This window comes from Pseudoxanthomonas daejeonensis (genome assembly GCF_010093205.1).
GTDB classification, from domain to species: Bacteria; Pseudomonadota; Gammaproteobacteria; order Xanthomonadales; family Xanthomonadaceae; genus Pseudoxanthomonas; species Pseudoxanthomonas daejeonensis.
This window is the reverse complement of sequence record NZ_PDWN01000018.1, coordinates 37,371-54,422: the sequence shown is the minus strand read 5'-3', so window position 1 is coordinate 54,422 and position 17,052 is coordinate 37,371. Positions and strand designations below refer to the sequence as shown.

At 70.8% G+C, this 17,052-nt stretch carries 16 protein-coding genes; 5 read left to right on the top strand and 11 right to left on the bottom strand.

Translation table 11 applies throughout. The features are described 5' to 3' along the window. Positions 1–13: 13 nt before the first annotated feature. The 4 genes from azu to nirK are packed head-to-tail and all read right to left on the bottom strand — an operon-like array spanning position 14 to position 3,001. Positions 14–469 (bottom strand): azurin, encoded by a 456-nt coding sequence (gene azu / locus CSC65_RS15370; RefSeq protein ID WP_162411465.1) that lies wholly within the window; start codon positions 467–469, stop codon positions 14–16. 46 nt (positions 470–515) lie between these two features. Further along, entirely contained in the window at positions 516–1,127 is a 612-nt protein-coding gene (locus CSC65_RS15365) for an SCO family protein (RefSeq protein WP_162411464.1), read from the bottom strand. Beyond that, positions 1,124–1,903 carry a formylglycine-generating enzyme family protein gene (locus tag CSC65_RS15360; protein WP_162411463.1) on the bottom strand — a complete coding sequence of 260 codons (780 nt, stop codon included), beginning with the start codon at positions 1,901–1,903 and terminating at the stop codon, positions 1,124–1,126. Before CSC65_RS15360 ends, CSC65_RS15365 begins: the two co-directional genes overlap by 4 nt. A gap of 6 nt (positions 1,904–1,909) precedes the next feature. Beyond that, complete coding sequence (nirK, locus tag CSC65_RS15355) at positions 1,910–3,001, bottom strand: copper-containing nitrite reductase (protein ID WP_162411462.1); 1,092 nt, start codon at positions 2,999–3,001, stop codon at positions 1,910–1,912. Positions 3,002–3,232: 231 nt separating this feature from the next. On the opposite strand from nirK, the gene CSC65_RS15350 reads away from it, so the two are divergent. Continuing rightward, on the top strand, positions 3,233–5,323 hold the full coding sequence (locus CSC65_RS15350; RefSeq protein ID WP_162411461.1) for a TonB-dependent copper receptor: 2,091 nt from the start codon (positions 3,233–3,235) through the stop codon (positions 5,321–5,323). 587 nt (positions 5,324–5,910) lie between these two features. Here the strand turns inward: CSC65_RS15350 and CSC65_RS15345 are convergent. Beyond that, positions 5,911–6,465, bottom strand: a complete 555-nt coding sequence (locus CSC65_RS15345) for a DUF411 domain-containing protein (RefSeq protein ID WP_202922907.1) — start codon at positions 6,463–6,465, stop codon at positions 5,911–5,913. A gap of 150 nt (positions 6,466–6,615) precedes the next feature. On the opposite strand from CSC65_RS15345, the gene CSC65_RS15340 reads away from it, so the two are divergent. From CSC65_RS15340 to CSC65_RS15330, 3 genes are read left to right on the top strand one after another with little or no spacing between them, the layout of a single operon-like run. Continuing rightward, positions 6,616–8,100 carry a UbiD family decarboxylase gene (locus tag CSC65_RS15340; protein WP_162411460.1) on the top strand — a complete coding sequence of 495 codons (1,485 nt, stop codon included), beginning with the start codon at positions 6,616–6,618 and terminating at the stop codon, positions 8,098–8,100. A 52-nt stretch (positions 8,101–8,152) separates the two neighbouring features. Beyond that, the gene (ubiU, locus tag CSC65_RS15335; RefSeq protein ID WP_162411459.1) at positions 8,153–9,151 is read left to right on the top strand and encodes a ubiquinone anaerobic biosynthesis protein UbiU; all 999 of its coding nucleotides are present in this window, start codon (positions 8,153–8,155) and stop codon (positions 9,149–9,151) included. Positions 9,152–9,186: 35 nt separating this feature from the next. After that, a complete protein-coding gene (locus CSC65_RS15330) occupies positions 9,187–10,074 on the top strand; it encodes a U32 family peptidase (RefSeq protein WP_162411458.1) in 888 nt (295 codons plus the stop codon). A gap of 34 nt (positions 10,075–10,108) precedes the next feature. On the opposite strand, the gene CSC65_RS15325 is transcribed toward CSC65_RS15330, so the two are convergent. The 6 genes from CSC65_RS15325 to CSC65_RS15300 all read right to left on the bottom strand — a co-directional run bounded on the left by CSC65_RS15325 (position 10,109) and on the right by CSC65_RS15300 (position 15,569). Then, entirely contained in the window at positions 10,109–11,569 is a 1,461-nt protein-coding gene (locus tag CSC65_RS15325) for an L-aspartate oxidase (RefSeq protein ID WP_162411457.1), read from the bottom strand. Then, complete coding sequence (gene nadA / locus CSC65_RS15320) at positions 11,566–12,603, bottom strand: quinolinate synthase NadA (RefSeq protein ID WP_162411456.1); 1,038 nt, start codon at positions 12,601–12,603, stop codon at positions 11,566–11,568. The genes CSC65_RS15325 and nadA overlap by 4 nt, the downstream gene beginning before the upstream one ends. 13 nt (positions 12,604–12,616) lie before the next feature. Continuing rightward, a complete protein-coding gene (gene ubiT / locus CSC65_RS15315; RefSeq protein WP_162411455.1) occupies positions 12,617–13,495 on the bottom strand; it encodes a ubiquinone anaerobic biosynthesis accessory factor UbiT in 879 nt (292 codons plus the stop codon). Between the two features lie 119 nt (positions 13,496–13,614). Further along, positions 13,615–14,046, bottom strand: a complete 432-nt coding sequence (locus CSC65_RS15310; RefSeq protein WP_162411454.1) for a putative zinc-binding protein — start codon at positions 14,044–14,046, stop codon at positions 13,615–13,617. Then, positions 14,043–15,302, bottom strand: coding sequence for a hypothetical protein (locus CSC65_RS15305; protein WP_162411453.1), 1,260 nt, complete (start codon positions 15,300–15,302; stop codon positions 14,043–14,045). Before CSC65_RS15305 ends, CSC65_RS15310 begins: the two co-directional genes overlap by 4 nt. A gap of 12 nt (positions 15,303–15,314) precedes the next feature. Beyond that, positions 15,315–15,569 (bottom strand): DUF2249 domain-containing protein, encoded by a 255-nt coding sequence (locus tag CSC65_RS15300; RefSeq protein ID WP_162411452.1) that lies wholly within the window; start codon positions 15,567–15,569, stop codon positions 15,315–15,317. 177 nt (positions 15,570–15,746) lie between these two features. On the opposite strand from CSC65_RS15300, the gene CSC65_RS15295 reads away from it, so the two are divergent. Beyond that, positions 15,747–16,982 carry an alginate export family protein gene (locus tag CSC65_RS15295; RefSeq protein WP_162411451.1) on the top strand — a complete coding sequence of 412 codons (1,236 nt, stop codon included), beginning with the start codon at positions 15,747–15,749 and terminating at the stop codon, positions 16,980–16,982. The last annotated feature ends 70 nt before the right edge of the window (positions 16,983–17,052 follow it).

Sequence of the window (17,052 nt, the reverse complement as noted above, 5' to 3'; positions counted from 1 at the left end):
CGGGGAGGGTGGTTTACTTCGTGACGACCAGCTTGCCCTTCATCAGGGTCGAGTGGCCGGGGAAGCTGCAGAAGAAGGTGTAGTCGCCGCCGGCGGTGAGCGCCTTGCCGGGGAAGGTGATCTTGGTCTTCTCGCCGCCGCCGATGATCTTGGTGTGGGCGATCGCGCGGGCGTCGCCTTCCGGCACGTAGCTCTTGGCCGCGCCGGCCTTGATCGCATCGCGGGCGAGGCCGGCGAGGTCGGCGGTCTTGGTGATGACCACGTTATGGCCCATCGCCGCGGCCGGCAGCTTGCCGGTGTGGGTCAGTTCGACGGTGATGGTGGCGCAGCCGGCCGAGACGGTGGCTTCCTTGAGGTCGAACTTCATCGCATCGTCGCCCTTGAGCGAGATGGTGCAGTTGCCGGCGGCCTGGGCCAGGCCGGCGGCGCCGAACAGGGCGATGGCAACGAGGGTGCGGGTGAGTTTCATGGGGGTGCTCCTGTAGGACTTGTCGTGCTTGGGTGGGTGGAAGGATTCAGTTCGCCGCAGCCAGCGCAGCGCGGACCTGGGCGAGGAAGGCCGGGTCCGGTGCGGCGCCGACGACCTCGGATCGGGCCAGGATGCGGCCCTGCGCGTCGAGCAGCACCAGCACACTGGTGTGGTTGATGCTGCCGTCTTCGCGGAACCGGTAGCGTACATCCAGCACGCTGGCCAGACCCGGAACGTCATCGGGTGCCGGTCGCAGGAAGCGCCAGTCCTCCGGCGTGCGGTGGTTGCGCGCCACTTCGGCCAGTGCGGCGGGGGTATCGCGCTTGGGATCCAGGCTGATCATCGCCACGCCCAGCCGCTGGCGTTCTGCCTCGGGCAGCTGTTTGCGCACGGCCTTGGCGTTCTCGATGATCAGCGGGCACATCAGATGGCAGTTGGCATAGAACATCGATACCAGCTGCGGCTGGCCGCGCAGGTCGGACCAGCGCAACAGGCGGCCCTGGGTATCGATCGCACGCGCATCGAGCTGGTAGACCGAATCGCCCGGCAGCGCCGCAGTCGTGGTGTCGGTGGCGGCGTCCTGCGGGGACTGGGCCGATGCGGCCGCGCCGCACAGCAGCAGCACGAGCGTGAGGAGGGGGCGGATCGTGGGGTTCATGGCTGGCTCCTTGCGCAGCGGAAACCGAGGTTGCCGAGGGAGTTGCGGGGCTGCAGCGCCGACAGCAGCACGAAGCGCTTGACCACGCCGTAGTCGCCCGGGTCGTTGAAGGCCAGTGCGGTGGCGCCGCAGAAGCGCAGGTTGTCGCCATCCTCCTGGCCACGGCGGTCGCCATCGCCGAGCAAAGAGGCGAAGTCTGCGACCCATTCCCAGTTGGCGCCGTGCAGGCCATGCACGCCGTACACATTCGCGGGCGCCTGCGGCGACGCGTCGATGGCATGGGGGGTGCCGTCGTTGACCTGGCGCATGCGCCAGCGCGGGTCGTTGCGGGCGTCGCGCCGGCTCGCGTCGGCGGCGGCTGCGTATTCCCATTCCAGGAAGGTCGGCAGGCGCGCGTCCTGATCGCGGCAGTAGGCATCGGCGGCGTACCAGTTCACCTGCGTGACCGCGGCGTCGGGGTCGAGCCCGGCGCCGGCGGCATCGGGTTGCGCCCAGTGGTCCAGGTAGCCCGCACCGGAGAACAGGGCGGGAATGCGGTCGCGCCGCCACTTGGGCTGGCGGGCCACGAAATCTTCGAAATCCCGGTTGCTGACCGGACGGGCCATCAACGCGTAAGAGGCCACCGGCACCGTGCCGATGGCCTCCTCGAAACGGACCGCGGAACGGAACTGGCCACCCTCGATCGACCGGTAGGCGATCGTGCCGGTCGGGCCCGTGGCCGCGGCGGGAGCCGCGGCCAGGGCCAGGAGAAGCATCAGGGGACGGGTCAGTTCCATGGCCGCTTACTTGTGGTGGCTGCCCTGCGGCACGCCTTCGGGGTAGTCGATGTCGTGCTGCTGGCCGCTGTAGATGTTGTGGTTCTCCTTGCCGTCGACCTTGAGGATGCCCAGCGCACCCTTGTGGAAGGCGCGGAAGATGCTGTGGTCGACCAGCACGTAGTTGCCCGGCACGTCGACCTTGAACTCGACCATGGCCGAACCACCGGCCGGCACCAGCGTGGTCTGCACGTTCTCCTGGTACTTGGAGCCGCCCTCGAAGTAGACCTTGTCGAAGATCTCGCCGATGACGTGGAAGCTCGACACCATGTTGGGGCCGCCGTTGCCGACGAACATGCGGATCTTGTCGCCGGCCGTGGCGGTCAGGGCGTTGTCGCCGGTCAGTGCGCCGACCGAGCCGTTGAACACCACGTAGTCCGGGTTCTCGGCGATGCCCTTCTCCAGGCTGAAGGGCTGCAGGCCCGGTTCGCCGTGCGCGCCTTCGGTGTAGAAGTCGCTCTGCATCACGTAGAACTCCTTGTCGACCGGCTCCAGGCCTTCCTCGGGCTCGACCAGGATCAGGCCGTACATGCCGTTGGCGACGTGCATGGCCACCGGGGCCATCGCGCAGTGGTAGACATACAGGCCCGGGTTGAGCGCCTTGAAGGTGAACTGCGTTTCCTTGCCCGGCAGGGTGAAGGTGGCTTCGGCGCCGCCGCCCTGGCCGCTGACGGCGTGCAGGTCGATGTTGTGCGGCATGTGCGAGCTGTGGTGGTTCTTCAGCTTGAACTCCACCGTGTCGCCTTCACGCACGCGGATGAAGCTGCCGGGAACGCTGCCGCCGAAGGTCCAGAAGTTGTAGGTGACGCCATCGGCCAGGCGCATTTCCTTCTCGACCATCTCCAGGTCGACGACGACCTTGGCGGGGGTCTTGCGCGTGATCGGGGCCGGCACCATCGGCGGCGAGGTCAGGACCGCCTGCAGGGTCGGCAGCGAAGCATCGGCTGCGACCGCGGCGGGCTTGGCCGCCATGGCCTGGCCGGCGAAGACGGAAGAGATCGCGACGGCCAGGGCACCGGCGAACAGGGCGCGGCCAAGACGGGGGTGACGGGATTTCATGGGCTCTCTCTGTGGGTCGTTGGTTGACGGGGCCAAGGTTGCGGGGGGCAAGGCAGGGCGTCCTTGATTTGCATCAATCCGGGGGCGTACGCGCAACGATTCGAAGTGCGGCTTGATCCACGTCAAGCGCGTGATCGAGTACAGCGGACGTTTGACTCGGATCAAGGCATGGGCGCACCCCGGGCAAAACAATGCCCACATCGAACGAGAGAAAAGAGAAGAGAACGCGCCATGAAGAGAACCCTGCTGTCCCGTGCCCTGGCCGTTGCCGTACTCGGCGCGGCGGTGTCGGCGCCGGCCCTTGCCCGACCCGCCACCGACCACGTGCATGGCGCCGCCGGAGCCGCGGCGGTCACCCAGCTGGACGGCGTGGTCGTGCTGGGCGTCGCCCCGATCGCCGCCTCCACCTTCGTCACCGACCCGAAGCTGCCGCGCCAGCCGGTCCCGGCCAGCGACGGCGCCGACTACCTCAAGACCATCCCCGGCTTTTCCACGCTGCGCAGCGGTGGCACCAACGGCGACCCGGTGCTGCGCGGCATGTTCGGCTCGCGCATCGCCTTGCTGACCAACGACGGCGCGCTCAGCGGCGCCTGCCCCTCGCGCATGGACAACGCGATGTCCTACATCGCCCCGGAGACCTACGACCGGCTGACCGTCATCAAGGGCCCGCAGACGGTGCTGTGGGGCGGCGGAGCATCGGCCGGCACGGTCCGCTTCGAGCGCGAGATCCCGTACTTCGACCGGCCCGGCGTGCAGGCGCAGGGCAGCCTGCTGGGCGGCAGCAACAACCGCAACGACCAGGTCGCCGACATCAGCGCCGGCACGCCGGCCGGCTATGCGCGCCTGTCGGCCAACCGTTCGGAGGCCGACGACTACAGCGACGGCAACGGCGACGAGGTGCCCTCGGCCTGGCGCAAGTGGAACGCCGACGCGGCGGTGGGCTGGACGCCCGATGCGGACACGGTGCTGGAGCTGAGCGCGGGTACCGGCGATGCGCAGGCCCGCTACGCCGGACGTGGCATGGACGGCGCGCGCTTCCGTCGCGACGGCCTGGGCCTGCGTTTCGAGAAGAAGCACATCGGCGACGTGCTCGATGCGGTGGCGGCGAACGTCTACCGCAACGAGGTCGACCACGTGATGGACAACTACAGCCTGCGCGACCCCGACCCGACCGGCAGCATGCCGATGCCGATGGCCAGCAATGTCGGCGACACCACCCAGGGCGGACGCGTGGCGTTGACCTGGCAGCAGGACCGCTGGGAAGTGACCGCCGGCGTCGACGGCCGCCAGAGCGAGCACCGCAAGCGCAGCGCGATGGGCCGGGGTGCCTACCAGGCCCAGCCGTGGACGGAGGATGCGCGTTTCCGCACGCTGGGCGTATTCGCCGAATCGCATTGGCACATCAGCGAGGTGCACCACCTGATGTCGGGCCTGCGCATCGACCGCGCCCAGGCCGACGACCTGCGCGCCACCACCGGCAGCGGCATGATGCCGATGCCCAATCCGACCGCCGGCCAGCGCCGCAGCGAGACGCTGCCGGGCGGCTTCGTCCGCTACGAGCACGACATGGCCGGCGAATTCGGCTGGTACGCCGGCGTCGGCCATGCCGAGCGCATGCCCGACTACTGGGAGCTGTTCTCGCCCACGCGCGGACCGGCCGGCGCGGCCAACGCGTTCGCCGGCGTGCAGCCCGAGCGGACCACGCAGCTGGACGCGGGCCTGCAGTTCCGCCGTGGCAACCTCGAGGCGTGGGCTTCGGTCTACGCGGGGCGCATCGACGATTACATCCTGTTTGACTACATGAGCGGCCCGATGGGCGGCATGGCGATGGGCTCGACCACGCGCGCACGGAACGTCGATGCCGACATCGCCGGCGGCGAAGCGGGGTTGGACTGGAAGGTGCGCGACGGACTCAAGCTGTCCGGCGTGCTGGCCTATGCCTGGGGCGAGACCGCCGAAGGTGCGTTGCCGCAGATGCCGCCGCTGGAAGCGCGCCTGTCCGCCAGTGGCGAGCATGGCGACTGGTCGTGGGGCACGCTGCTGCGGATCGCCGCCGCGCAGGACCGGGTCAGCACCGACCAGGGCAATGTCGTCGGACGCGACCTGGGCCCGAGCCCGGGCTTCGCGGTGTTCTCGCTCAACGGCGGCTACCGCTTCAGCGAGCACGTGCAGCTGACCGCTGGCATCGACAACCTGTTCGACCGCGCCTACAGCGAGCACCTCAACCTCGCCGGCAACAGCGCCTTCGGCTATCCCGCCGATCCGCAACGGATCAACGAACCCGGTCGCACGGCCTGGGTGAAGCTCAACTTCAAGTACTGACGCGACGCGGGCGTAGCGCTGGCCTCCTGCTAGCGGCGACGGTGCTGGGGGCGCCTCGGCGACCGGACGGACCGGCGTCAGCTTCAACAATGAGGTGCAGGTGCAGGCCGGCAACGGCGCTGCACTGACCTGCTCGGGGCCTCGCGTACGAGGTGCGCGGCCACGCCAGTGGCCAGTCCGGGCCGGTCGTCCTGCAGCTGGGGGCCAGCAATCCCGCCAGCACCCAGCAGGCGGCCGTAGCCACCGGTGACGGCAATTTCGCATTCGCCGCGCGGCTGCCGACGGGCGCCAACGGGAGCGCCAGCATCCTCTCATCACCTGGACAGCTGTGCAGCGTGAGTCCGGCCGGTGGCATCGCAATCGCCGCCGACGTCACCAACCTCGCGGCCAGCTGTACCACGAGGGTCACGACGGTTGATCCGGGCACGTTGCCCGAGCCGGTCCTCGACGCCGCCTGTTTGCAGGCGCTGACTGCCGCCAGCGCCAACGGCGTCGCGGCGCCGTACGCGTTCGCGACCCGCGCCGGCGCTTTGCCGGCCGGCCTGTCTTCGGTGCCGATGGCGTGCCCGGTCGAGCCCCGCGCGCTCCTAGTCGCCGTGCCTGGACCAGGCGCGGCTGACGCCGTCGTGCCCCACCAGTTCGACGGTATACGGCTGCACGTGGCCGTCCGGCATTTCCATGCCTGGCGAGCCGGCCGGCATGCCCGGCAGGACCAGGCCGCGCGCGTTGGGGCGCTGGGCCAGCAGGCGCCGGATGTCGGCGGCCGGTACGTGGCCTTCGACGATGTAGCCATCGATACGCGCGGTATGGCACGACCCCTTGCCGAACGGCACGCCCATCTGCCGGCGCACCGCTTCGAGGTCGTCGACCTCGCGCACCTGGACGGGGAAGCCGGCGTGCTGCATATGTTCGACCCAGGCACCGCAGCAACCGCAGGCGGGCGACCTGAACACCTCCAGCAACGGCAGCAGGCCGTCCTGCGTGGCGACCGGTGACGCCGCAGGTGGCAGTACGGGCGCCGCCGTTGCCGCGGCGGCCAGGGTGGAGGTCGTCGCGTCGGATCCGGCCGGCCCGCCGCAGCCGGGCGCCGCAGCGGCGACCAGCAGCAGGCACAGCAGGCGCGCGCGTGGGCGCAGTGTCATAGGGTCGATTCCTGGCGAGGGCGTGGCGGCAGTGTGTCCGGCTCGCGCGGTCCCCGCGTTGATCACGGTCAAGGCGCTTGACCTGCGTCATCGCCGGCGACCGGCAGCGGCACTAGCGTACGGGACGTCAACAATGCCCCCGGCCACGCCATGCACGACCTGCGCAGCTTCCTGCAGCACCTGTCACGCCACCAGCAACTGCTGGAGATCGATGCTCCGGTCGATCCGGAGCTGGAGAGCACCGCCCTGAGCCTGCGCGCGCTGCGCGAGGGCGGTCCGGCGCTGCTGATGCACAACCCCACCGGATCGGTGCATCCGCTGCTGGGCAACCTGTTCGGCGACCGCCGTCGGATCGAACTGGCGCTGGGCGACCGCCCGATCGCCTCGCTGCGCGAACTGGGCGAGCTGCTGGCCTCGCTGAAGGAGCCGCGCTGGCCGGCTTCGCTGCGCGATGCGCTCGACAGCTGGCCGGAACTGGCCCAGCTGGCCAACGTCGCACCGAAGCACGTCGATGATCCGGCGTTCTGCGAGCAGGTGGTGGAAGGCGGCGACATCGACCTAGGCATGCTGCCGATCCAGCGCTGCTGGCCGGAGGATGCAGGCCGCCTGATCACCTTCGGCCTGGTGGTCACCCGCGGCGTGCACCAACCTCGCCAGAACGTGGCGATCTACCGCCAGCAGCTCATCGGCCGCAATCGCGTGATCATGCGCTGGCTGCCGCACCGCGGTGGCGCGCAGGACTACGCGTCGTGGCAGTACGCCTATCCCGACAAGCCTTTCCCGGTGCTGGTGGCCATCGGCGCCGATCCGGCCACGCTGCTGGCGGCGGTCGCGCCGGTGCCCGACACGCTGTCGGAGTACGAGTTCGCCGGCCTGCTGCGCGGCTCGCGCAGCCGGGTGTGGCGCAGCGAGCTGACCGGGCTGGATGCGCCGGCCGGCGCGGAGATCCTGCTGGAAGGCTTCATCCATCCGGGCGACACCGCGCTGGAAGGGCCGTTCGGCGACCACACCGGCTACTACAACGCGCAGGGGACCTTCCCGGTGCTGACCGTGGAGCGCATGCGCATGCGCAGCGGCGCGATCTACCACGGCAGCTACATGGGCCGCTCGCCGCATGACGAGCCGTCGGTGCTGTCGATGGCGCTCAACGACATCTTCGTGCCGATCCTGCGCAAGGTGTTCCCGGAAATCGTGGACTTCTATCTGCCGCCGGAAGCGTGCTCGTACCGCATCGCGGTGGTCAGCATCCGCAAGCAGTATCCCGGCCACGCGCGGCGGATCATGATGGCGGTCTGGTCCTACCTGCGCCAGTTCACCTACACCAAGTTCGTGATCGTCACCGACGAGGACGTGGACGTGCGTGACTGGGGCCAGGTGATCTGGGCCCTCTCCACCCGGGTGGACCCGGCGCGCGACAGCATGCTGGTGGAGAACACGCCGATCGACTACCTGGACTTCGCCACGCCGGTGTCCGGGCTGGGTTCCAAGCTTGGCCTGGATGCGACCCGCAAGTGGCCGGCCGAGTCGGCGCGCGAATGGGGCCGGGCGATCGCGCTCGATCCGAAGGTGGAGAAGCGCGTGGATGCGCTGTGGTCGTCGCTGCTGCGCACGCTCGGACCTGACATGGATCAATGAGCAGCGCGTCGGCGCCCCCTAGCATGGCCTTCCCTTCGATGCGGAGACGCCCATGCAACTGGTCTGTCCGGCCGGCAACCTCCCGGCCCTGCGCGCGGCCATCGATGCCGGTGCCGACGCGGTCTACGCCGGCTTCCGGGACCAGACCAATGCGCGCGCCTTCCCGGGACTGAACTTCGACGAGCGCGAGCTGCGCCAGGGCATCGCCTATGCGCACGCGTTGGACCGGCAGGTCTACCTGGCGCTCAATACCTATCCCGACAGCGTGCGCCTGCCGCACTGGCAGGCCGCGGTCGACCACGCCGCCGAACTGGGCGTGGACGCGATCATCGCCGCGGAAATGGGCGTGCTCGACTACGCCTGCCGCACCCATCCGCAGCTGGCCCGGCACCTGTCGGTGCAGGGTTCGGCGACCACCGTGCCGGCGCTCAAGTACGCATACGAACGCTTCGGTATCGCCCGCGCGGTGTTGCCGCGGGTGCTGTCGGTGCAGCAGGTCGAGCGCCTGTGCATGGCTTCGCCGGTGCCGCTGGAAGTGTTCGCGTTCGGCAGCCTGTGCATCATGGTCGAGGGGCGCTGCCAGCTTTCCAGTTACGTCACGGGCATGTCGCCGAACCGGCACGGGGTGTGCTCGCCGGCCAGTTTCGTGCGCTGGGACGAGCACCCGGACGACAGCCGCAGCGTGCGGGTCAACGGGATGTTGATCGACCGCTTCGCGCAAGGCGAGCCGGCGGGCTATCCGACCGTATGCAAGGGTCGTTACGAGGTCGGCGGCGAGGTGTTCCACGCGCTGGAGGAACCGACCAGCCTCAACACGCTGGAGCTGCTGCCGCGACTGGCGCAGGCCGGCGTGGCCGCGCTGAAGATCGAAGGCCGCCAGCGCGGCGTCGCCTACGTGCGTACGGTGGCCTCCACCTGGCGCAAGGCGATCGACCGCTATCGCGCCGGCCCCGACCACTGGACCAGCGAGGCGGCCTGGCAGCAGGCGCTGTCGGCTCATGCGGAAGGCCAGCAGACCACGCTCGGGCCGTACCACCGGGCCTGGCATTGAACCCTGACGATCGACGCACCGACGCGGAGCCTGCGATGAAGCTGAGCCTGGGACCCTTGCAGTATTTCTGGCCGCGCCAGGCCACGCTGGCGTTCTACCACGCCGTCGGCAGCTGGCCGGTGGACATCGTCTACCTGGGCGAAACGGTGTGCAGCAAGCGCCGCGAGCTGGGCGTGCGCGACTGGCTGGCGCTGGCCGATTCGTTGCGCGAGGCCGGCAAGGAAGTGGTGCTGTCGACGCTGGCGCTGGTGGAGGCCGAATCCGAGCTGGGCGTGGTCCGGCGCCAGGTCGGCAACGGACGCTACCTGGTCGAAGCCAACGACCTGTCGGCGGTGCAGCTGTGCCGCGAGCGCGGCGTGCCCTTCGTCGGCGGGCCTTCGCTCAACGTCTACAACCATCGCGCGCTGGCCCTGCTCATGGAAGACGGCATGCGTCGCTGGGTGCCCGGTGCCGAACAGGGGCGGGCCCTGCTGCAGGAAATGCGTGCGGCGCGCGAAGGCGAGGGCGGAGCCATGCCCGAGCTGGAGATGCTGGCCTGGGGCCGCCTGCCGCTGGCCTACTCGGCGCGCTGCTTCACCGCCCGCGCGCTGGACCTGCCCAAGGACCAGTGCGGTTTCCGCTGCATCGAGCATCCCGATGGCCTGCCGCTGGCCACGCGCGAGGGCGAACCGTTCCTGACCATCAATGGCATCCAGGTGCAGGGCAGCGAAGTGATCGACCTGGCGCCGCAACGCGACGAACTGGCCGCGTGCGGCGTGGGCGTGCTGCGGATTTCGCCGCAGGCAGAGGGCACCGGAGAAGTCGTGGCGCGTTTCCGCGGCGCGCTCGATGCAGCCGAGCCGCCGGCGCGACTGGGCGCGCGCAACGGCTACTGGGACGGCTTGCCGGGCAAGGCGTCGCTGGCCGAACTGGCCGTCGCCTGAGTCCGGCCAGGGTTGCGATCGCGCATCCGCGCGGTCAGGCGTCGTCGCTGCGGTAATGCGCACCGAGGCTGGCGGCACGCCGTGATGCGGCGGCCAGGAGCTGGCGGGCCAGCCTTCCCTGCCAGCCGCAGGCCGGCGCATCCGCTGCCAGCGCGTGCTGCGCCGCGGCCATGTCGCTACCGTTGCGCACCGGTCCGAGCGCGCTCCACAGCAACTGCCGCACGTGGGCCAGCGCCTGCGGGTCGGCCGCGGCGCCATGTCCGCTCCACGCGTATCGGCCCCGCGCCGGCTGGGCCAGCGTGTCGATGTCCGCCAGGCGGCGGCCCAGGCGATCACCGAAGACCAGCCCTTCCAGCAGCGAGTTGCTGGCGAGCCGGTTGGCGCCGTGCACGCCGTTGCAGGCCACTTCGCCGACCGCATACAGCCCGCGCACGCCGGTGCGTCCATCGTGGTCGGTGGCCAGTCCACCCATGTGGAAATGCGCCGCCGGCGTCACCGGGATGCGCTCGCGCGCCGGATCGATGCCATTGGCGCGGCAACTCGCGTGCACGGTCGGGAATCGGGTGGGCCAGGCATCGCCCAGCGCGGTGGCATCGAGCCAGGCCTGCCCGTCCTCGCGCAGCGCCTGCCACACGCGGCGTGCGACCAGGTCGCGTGGCGCCAGGTCGGCAAGCGGATGCAGTCCCGCCATCAGCAGGCGGCCGCGCGCGTCGTACAGGCGCGCGCCCGCGCCTCGCAGGGCTTCGGTGACCAGCGGCAGCGGCTCGCCGCCCGCCGCGTCGCCGGGCACGGCCAACGCGGTCGGATGGAACTGGACGAATTCCAGGTCGCGCCCGGCTGCGCCGGCCGCAAGCCCCAGGGCCAGGCCATTGCCATCGGCGCTGGAAGGATTGGTGCTGGCCGAGAACAGCGCGCCGATGCCGCCGGTGGCCAGCACCACCTCGCTGGCCCCGACCAGGGTCGTAACGTTGTGCGCATCGCGCACGCGCAGGCCGGCGATGCCGCCGTCGCGCAGCAGCAGGGCCTGCACCTCGACCCCTTCGCGCAGTTCGATATGCCCGGCCGCGCGCGCGCTGCGCAACATCGCGGCGAGCAGCACCGCGCCGCTGGCATCGCCACCGGCGTGGACGATGCGATCGGCACGGTGCCCGCCTTCGCGTCCCAGGCGCAGTCGTGCGTGGTCGTCGCAATCGAACGGCACCCCCAGCGCCTGCAGGCGCCCGATCGCCGCCGGCGCATGCTCGACGAGGTACTCCACCACGGCGGTGTCGTTGTGCCCGGCGCCGGCCTCCAGCGTGTCTCGCGCGTGCGCGGCCGGCGTATCGCCCACGGCCAGGGCCGCGGCGATGCCGCCCTGTGCCAGGGCACTGGCACTGCCTTGCCCATGGGTACCGCGGGCGATCACCAGCACCGGCCGTGGTGCGGCGGCCAGCGCCACCGACAATCCCGCTACGCCCCCGCCGACCACCACCAGCGGGTGGGGACGGGCGCTCACACGCGGTCGCGCCGGCCCACCGCCAGCATCCGCTCCAGCGCGTGGCGCGCGCGGCGGGCCACGTCATCGGGCACCACCACTTCGTGCTGCAGGTGCTGCAGGCAGGCGTGGATGTTGGGCAGGGTGATCCGCTGCATGTGCGGGCACAGGTTGCAGGGCTTGATGAACTCCACTTTCGGGAAGCGCGCGCGCAGGTTGTCGGCCATCGAGCACTCGGTGATCAGCGCGACCCGTTGCGGCTGTTCCTTCTCCAGCCACGCACCCATCGCGGTGGTGGAGCCGACGAAGTCGGCTTCGGCCTGTACCTCGGGCGGGCATTCGGGATGGGCGACCAGGCGCGCGTCGAAGCGCTCGCGGGCGTGCCGTGCCTGCTGCGCGGTGAATTGTTCGTGGACCTCGCAGCGCCCGTCCCACAGCACCAGCTCGATCGCGGTGTGCTGGGCGACGTGGTGGCCCAGGAACCGGTCGGGCAGGAAGATCACGCGTTCCGAGCCGGATTCGGCGGCCATCGCCTCGACCACCTGCACCGCGTTGGCCGAGGTGCAGCAGGCGTCCGATTCGGCTTTCACTTCGGCGGTCGTGTTGACGTAGCTGACCACCGGGGCGCCGGGGTGGAGGCGGCGCAGTTCGCGCACGTCGGCGGCGGTGATCGATGAGGCGAGCGAGCAGCCGGCTTCCAGGTCCGGGATCAGCACGGTGCGGCCGGGCGCGAGGATCTTCGCCGTCTCGGCCATGAAGTGCACGCCGCACAGCACGATGATGTCCGCGTCGCAATCGGCGGCGGCCTGGGCCAGTGCCAGCGAATCGCCGGTGACGTCGGCCACGCCATGGAAGATCTCGGGCGACTGGTAGCTGTGCGCCATGATCACCGCGCCGCGCTCGCGCTTGAGCGTGCGGATCGCGTCGATCCAGGGCAGGTGCAGCGGCCATTCCAGGCACGGCAGCAGGGGTTCGAGCTTCGCGCCCAGTTCCGCGTAGCGTGCCTCCAGCTCGGGGTGCCAGCTCAGGCCGGGTCGTGCCGCCGTGTGGTGCATGCGTGGGTTCCGGTCAGGCGCGGTGTGCGTCGCGCGCGGCGCGCAACAGGTGACTGCCGCGGTGCAGGACGATGCGCAGCCCCAGCGGCAGGTCTTCCCAGGGCAGGCGATCAAGCAGGTTGCGCACGGTCAGGCCCAGTTCGACGTCGCCGGTGAGGATCAGGCGACGCTGGAAGAACAGGGTGTCGGCATCCTCCTGGCGGCTGGCCAGCAGGAACAGGTCGGTGGCGCTGCCGCGCACGGTCGCCTCGGCCGGTTCATGGCAGGCGAGCAGCCGCTCACCACTCCACGCGAACACCCAGGCCAGGCCAAGGTCCTCGAGCTCGATGCCCAGGCGTCGTCCGCGCACGAGATCCAGCGTGACCGGATCCACGCGGCGGACGGCGCGGGCGAGGATGCGCTCGGCCAGCGGCTCGTGGGCGACGCGCGGCAGGCGGCGCAGCAGCGGGCGCAGCCGGCGAGGAGGGGGCAGCAGGCGCAGCAGGCGCGCAGCGGAAAAGGAGCGGGATGCGACGGGCGTGGACATGGAGATCCTGACGGCAGGGCGGGGACCGGCGTTGCCGGCCTGGACCTGCTGTCGGCAGGCATCGGACATCAGCGCGTGCATCAGTGCGTCGGCGGTATCGCCGGGTACTGCCACGCGCGCGGCCACCCGCCTTGCGCGTGACAGTACCCCCGCCTCGCGCTCGCCATCGCGGACCGGCAGGCCAGCCACGCGCTTGCTGCGATGGACCGCTCCGACCAGGCGTCGGCGCAGGCCGGCCAGGGCTACCACCGCGTCGTCCACGTGGTCGATCGCATGGCGTGCGCCGACCAGCGTTCCGGAAGCGATGTGCTGCGCCGGACCCGTGGGGGAGAGCGGGAACGGTGGCAGCCCTCGGGGTGTTTCCATGCGGGGTCCGCGTAGGTGGCGAGCGCGACGATGCTAGCGGCGCCGTTGCGCGCGGCTTCTGATCCAGATCAAGCGCGCCGCGATATGGCATGCGCACGGGTGGGCGGGTGGCCGGTCGATCAAGGCGGCACTGCGCGGGTTTCCTCTCCTGCCTCGGGATCGATGGCAACCGGCACCGGTCCGGCGGCATGCAGTGCCCGTGCCGCCGGCAGCACCGTCTGCCGGTAGACGGTCTCCGCCTGTTCCGGCAGGAAGTCCGCATGCCTGCGCTTGCGCACGCCATGGTCGGACAGGGTCAGGTGCGTGTCGGCGCTCACGCCGGCGCGCTCCAGGCAGGCGCGCACGCAATGCAGCACGCAGCCGTCCAGGGCCAGGATCGCCCGGCCGGACTGCGCGGTGCGCACCAGCCCGGTGACGCCGCCGCCGACGCCGGCGATGCACGACATCTCGGCGGCGCCGGCGCGGTCCAGCCACAGCGCCATCTGGTTGGCCATCTGCGCCGCGCTCGAGCAGCCCGAGCAGCTGTAGACGAGCGGAAGTTTTCCGGTCATTGCGGTTCCCCGTGTTGGCGTGCGAATGCGCGGGCGCGCTGCAGGCAGCGCCACTGGCACAGGGCGCTGCCTGCATACGCGACCGCCAGCGCGATACCGGCGATCCGTCCGAGCGGCGGCCAGGCCAGCGCAACCAGCAGCAGCCCGGCCGCCGCCAGGTGCACGCACAGCACTCCGTGCTTTTCGCCATCGGTGACCAGCCGGCCCACTGCGGGAATACGCACGCCGCGCGGGCACTGGCCGCGCAAGGCGATCCAGGTGATGAATGCGGTGATCTCCAGCAGCATGCCGGTGACCAGCAGCGGCACGCCGATACCCAGTGCGAGCATGCCCGCGAGCGCCGTCGTGATGGCGGGCGCACCGGCCGCTGACGCGCACGCGGCGATCCCGGCCAGGGCCAGCGCGATGCTGCCCACGCACCAGAAGCGGACCAGGGTCCGATTGCGCCGGTGCGGTGCGCGCCACTGCAGCCAGAGCAGCGCCGCGGCGAAGGCCATCGCCGGTAGCGCGAGCGACAGCGCGGCGTACAGCACCGGCGCACCCGCCAGGCGCGCCAGGCCCCCGGCGATCGGCAGTCCCAGGGCAAGCACCAGCCATGCCGCGAACGCGCGCGGCGGGACCGGCGACGTGCCCTGGAACATCGGCACGGTCACGCTGCCCACCGCGGCCAGCAGGCCGAGCATCCAGCCGCCGGCGCCGAGCGTGGCGTGCGCATCGACCACCTGGTCCAAGGGCAGGGCGGCATGGCCACCGAGCACCAGGGCCGCGAGCAGGCCCAGCGCGATCGTGGCCAGCAGCGCCAGCAGCGCGCCGCCGATACCCGCGCGCAACAGGCGTTGCGCGCCTGCACGCAGCAGCGCCGGCAGTGGCGGCACGATGACGAGCAGGAGCGAGGCGGCGAGCAGCAGTGATGCCGGCAGCAGCAAAGCGTGGTTGAAGAACAGCGCGGCCACGAACACCGGCAGGCCGAGGTTGAGCGCCACATGCGCGACCGGCGCCAGTCGCGCCGCGGAGGGTGCGATACCCGCGGCGACCGGCAGGAACTGCAGCAGGCTGCCGAGCATCGCGTTGCCCAGCACGCCCAGGGTGAACAGGTGCACCAGCGCGACCGCCGTGGGCGACCAGCGTCCGCCGGCGAGGGTGTCCGGCGATGCGGCCAGCAGCACGCCGGCAACCACGCCCCACAGCGGCGCGGTCAACAGGAAGCGCAGCGGCCGCGGCGCGGGCGGCGCACGCGTGAGCGCCAGGCCAGTCATCGCATCACCCCGTCACGAAGCGGGTGGTTGCGCCGGCAACACCGCGGCGTCTTCGAGCCGGCACACGGCGATGCGCGCCCCGCCGTCGCCCAGGTCGTCCAGTCGCCAGGCGTAACCCTGCCGTTCCAGCATAGGCAGCAGCGGTCCGGGCCGGTGCGGGGTGAGTGCGTGCAGGCAGGCGCCCGCCGGCAGCGCATCGAGCGCGTCGAGGATGCGTTCCATCGGTGCGGGCGGGGGCAGGTGGCGCAGGTCCAGCAAGGCGTGCATGGCGTATACGGCAGGTCGCGGATGGCGCCACCATCGCAACCCCCGGATGCGCGCGCCTTGACCTGCATCAGGTGGGCGCGGCATCGGCGCGCGGGAGGCGCCGGAATTGATCCTGATCATGGAGGACGCGATGGCACCGGTCCTACGGTGCGCGCATCTTCCAAGCAGGAGCTTCCGATGTCGCGTCACGCCATCCGTTCGACCTTGGCCACATGCATCCTCCTCTCACTTGCCGCCGGACAGGCACTGGCTGCCGACGCCGGCACGCCGATCCTCGACCTGCGCTACCGGCACGAATCCGTCGACCAGGACGGTTTCGCGAAGGACGCCCATGCCGACACGCTGCGCGTGCGCGCCGGCTACGCCACTGCGGCCTGGCACGGCTGGACGGCGCTGGCCGAGGCGGACGCCGTGCTCGGCCTGGGCGATGGCCGCTACAACGACACCCGCAACGGCCAGCGCCAGTACCCGGTGATCGCCGACCGACCCGGCGCGGAGATCAACCAGGCGCTGCTGCGCTACACCAGTGGCAGCAACACGGCCACGCTCGGTCGCCAGCGGATCAACCTGGGTAACCAGCGCTTCGTCGGCGGCGTCGGCTGGCGCCAGAACGAGCAGACCTACGATGGCGTGCGCGTGCAGTTGGCGCCGCTGGAACGCCTCAGCGTGGACTACAGCTTCGTCGACGGGATCAATACGGTGTTCGGGCCCGACGACAGCGCCGCCTCCAACCGCAGCAATCCGTCGGACATCGAAGGCCAAAGTCACCTGCTGCAGGTCGGCTTGCGGTTCGCGCCTGCGTTGTCGGCCAGCGCCTATCACTACCGGCTCGACCTCGACGGAATCGCGGTGACTGCGACCGCGCCGCCTGGCACCTTGTCCAGCCACACCACCGGCCTGCGCCTGGAAGGCGCGCAGGGCGCATGGAGCTACGCCGCCGAGTACGCGCGCCAGCAGGAGCTGGCGGACAACCCGTGGACGCTGGACAGCCGCTACCTGCTGGCCGAGCTGGGCTACAAGGTCCGCGGCGCCACCCTGAAGGCCGGCTTCGAATCGCTGGGCGGCGGCGAGGGCACGGGCAACCGCGCGTTCCAGACCCCGCTGGCGACCAAGCACCTGTTCCAGGGCTGGGCCGACATGTTCCTGACCACCCCGGCGCAGGGCGTCGACGACCTTTACGCCGGCGTGAGCGTGCCGCTGGCCGGCGGCACGCTGCAGGCCTGGTACCACGATTTCTCGCCGCAGCGCGGCGGCGGACGCTACGGCGACGAGATCGACCTGTCCTACGCCCACCCGATCCCCGCGCTGAAGGGCCTTTCCGGCCTGCTGAAGCTGGCCCGCTACCGCAGCGAAGACCGAAGCCGCACGGTCGATACCGACAAGCTCTGGCTGCAGCTGCAGTACACCTACTGAGCCTGTCCTGGCCCGTCCCGGCGGGTGCCGGGGCCGTCCGGGTCCCTCCGGCCGGCGCCGGAAGCCTCCC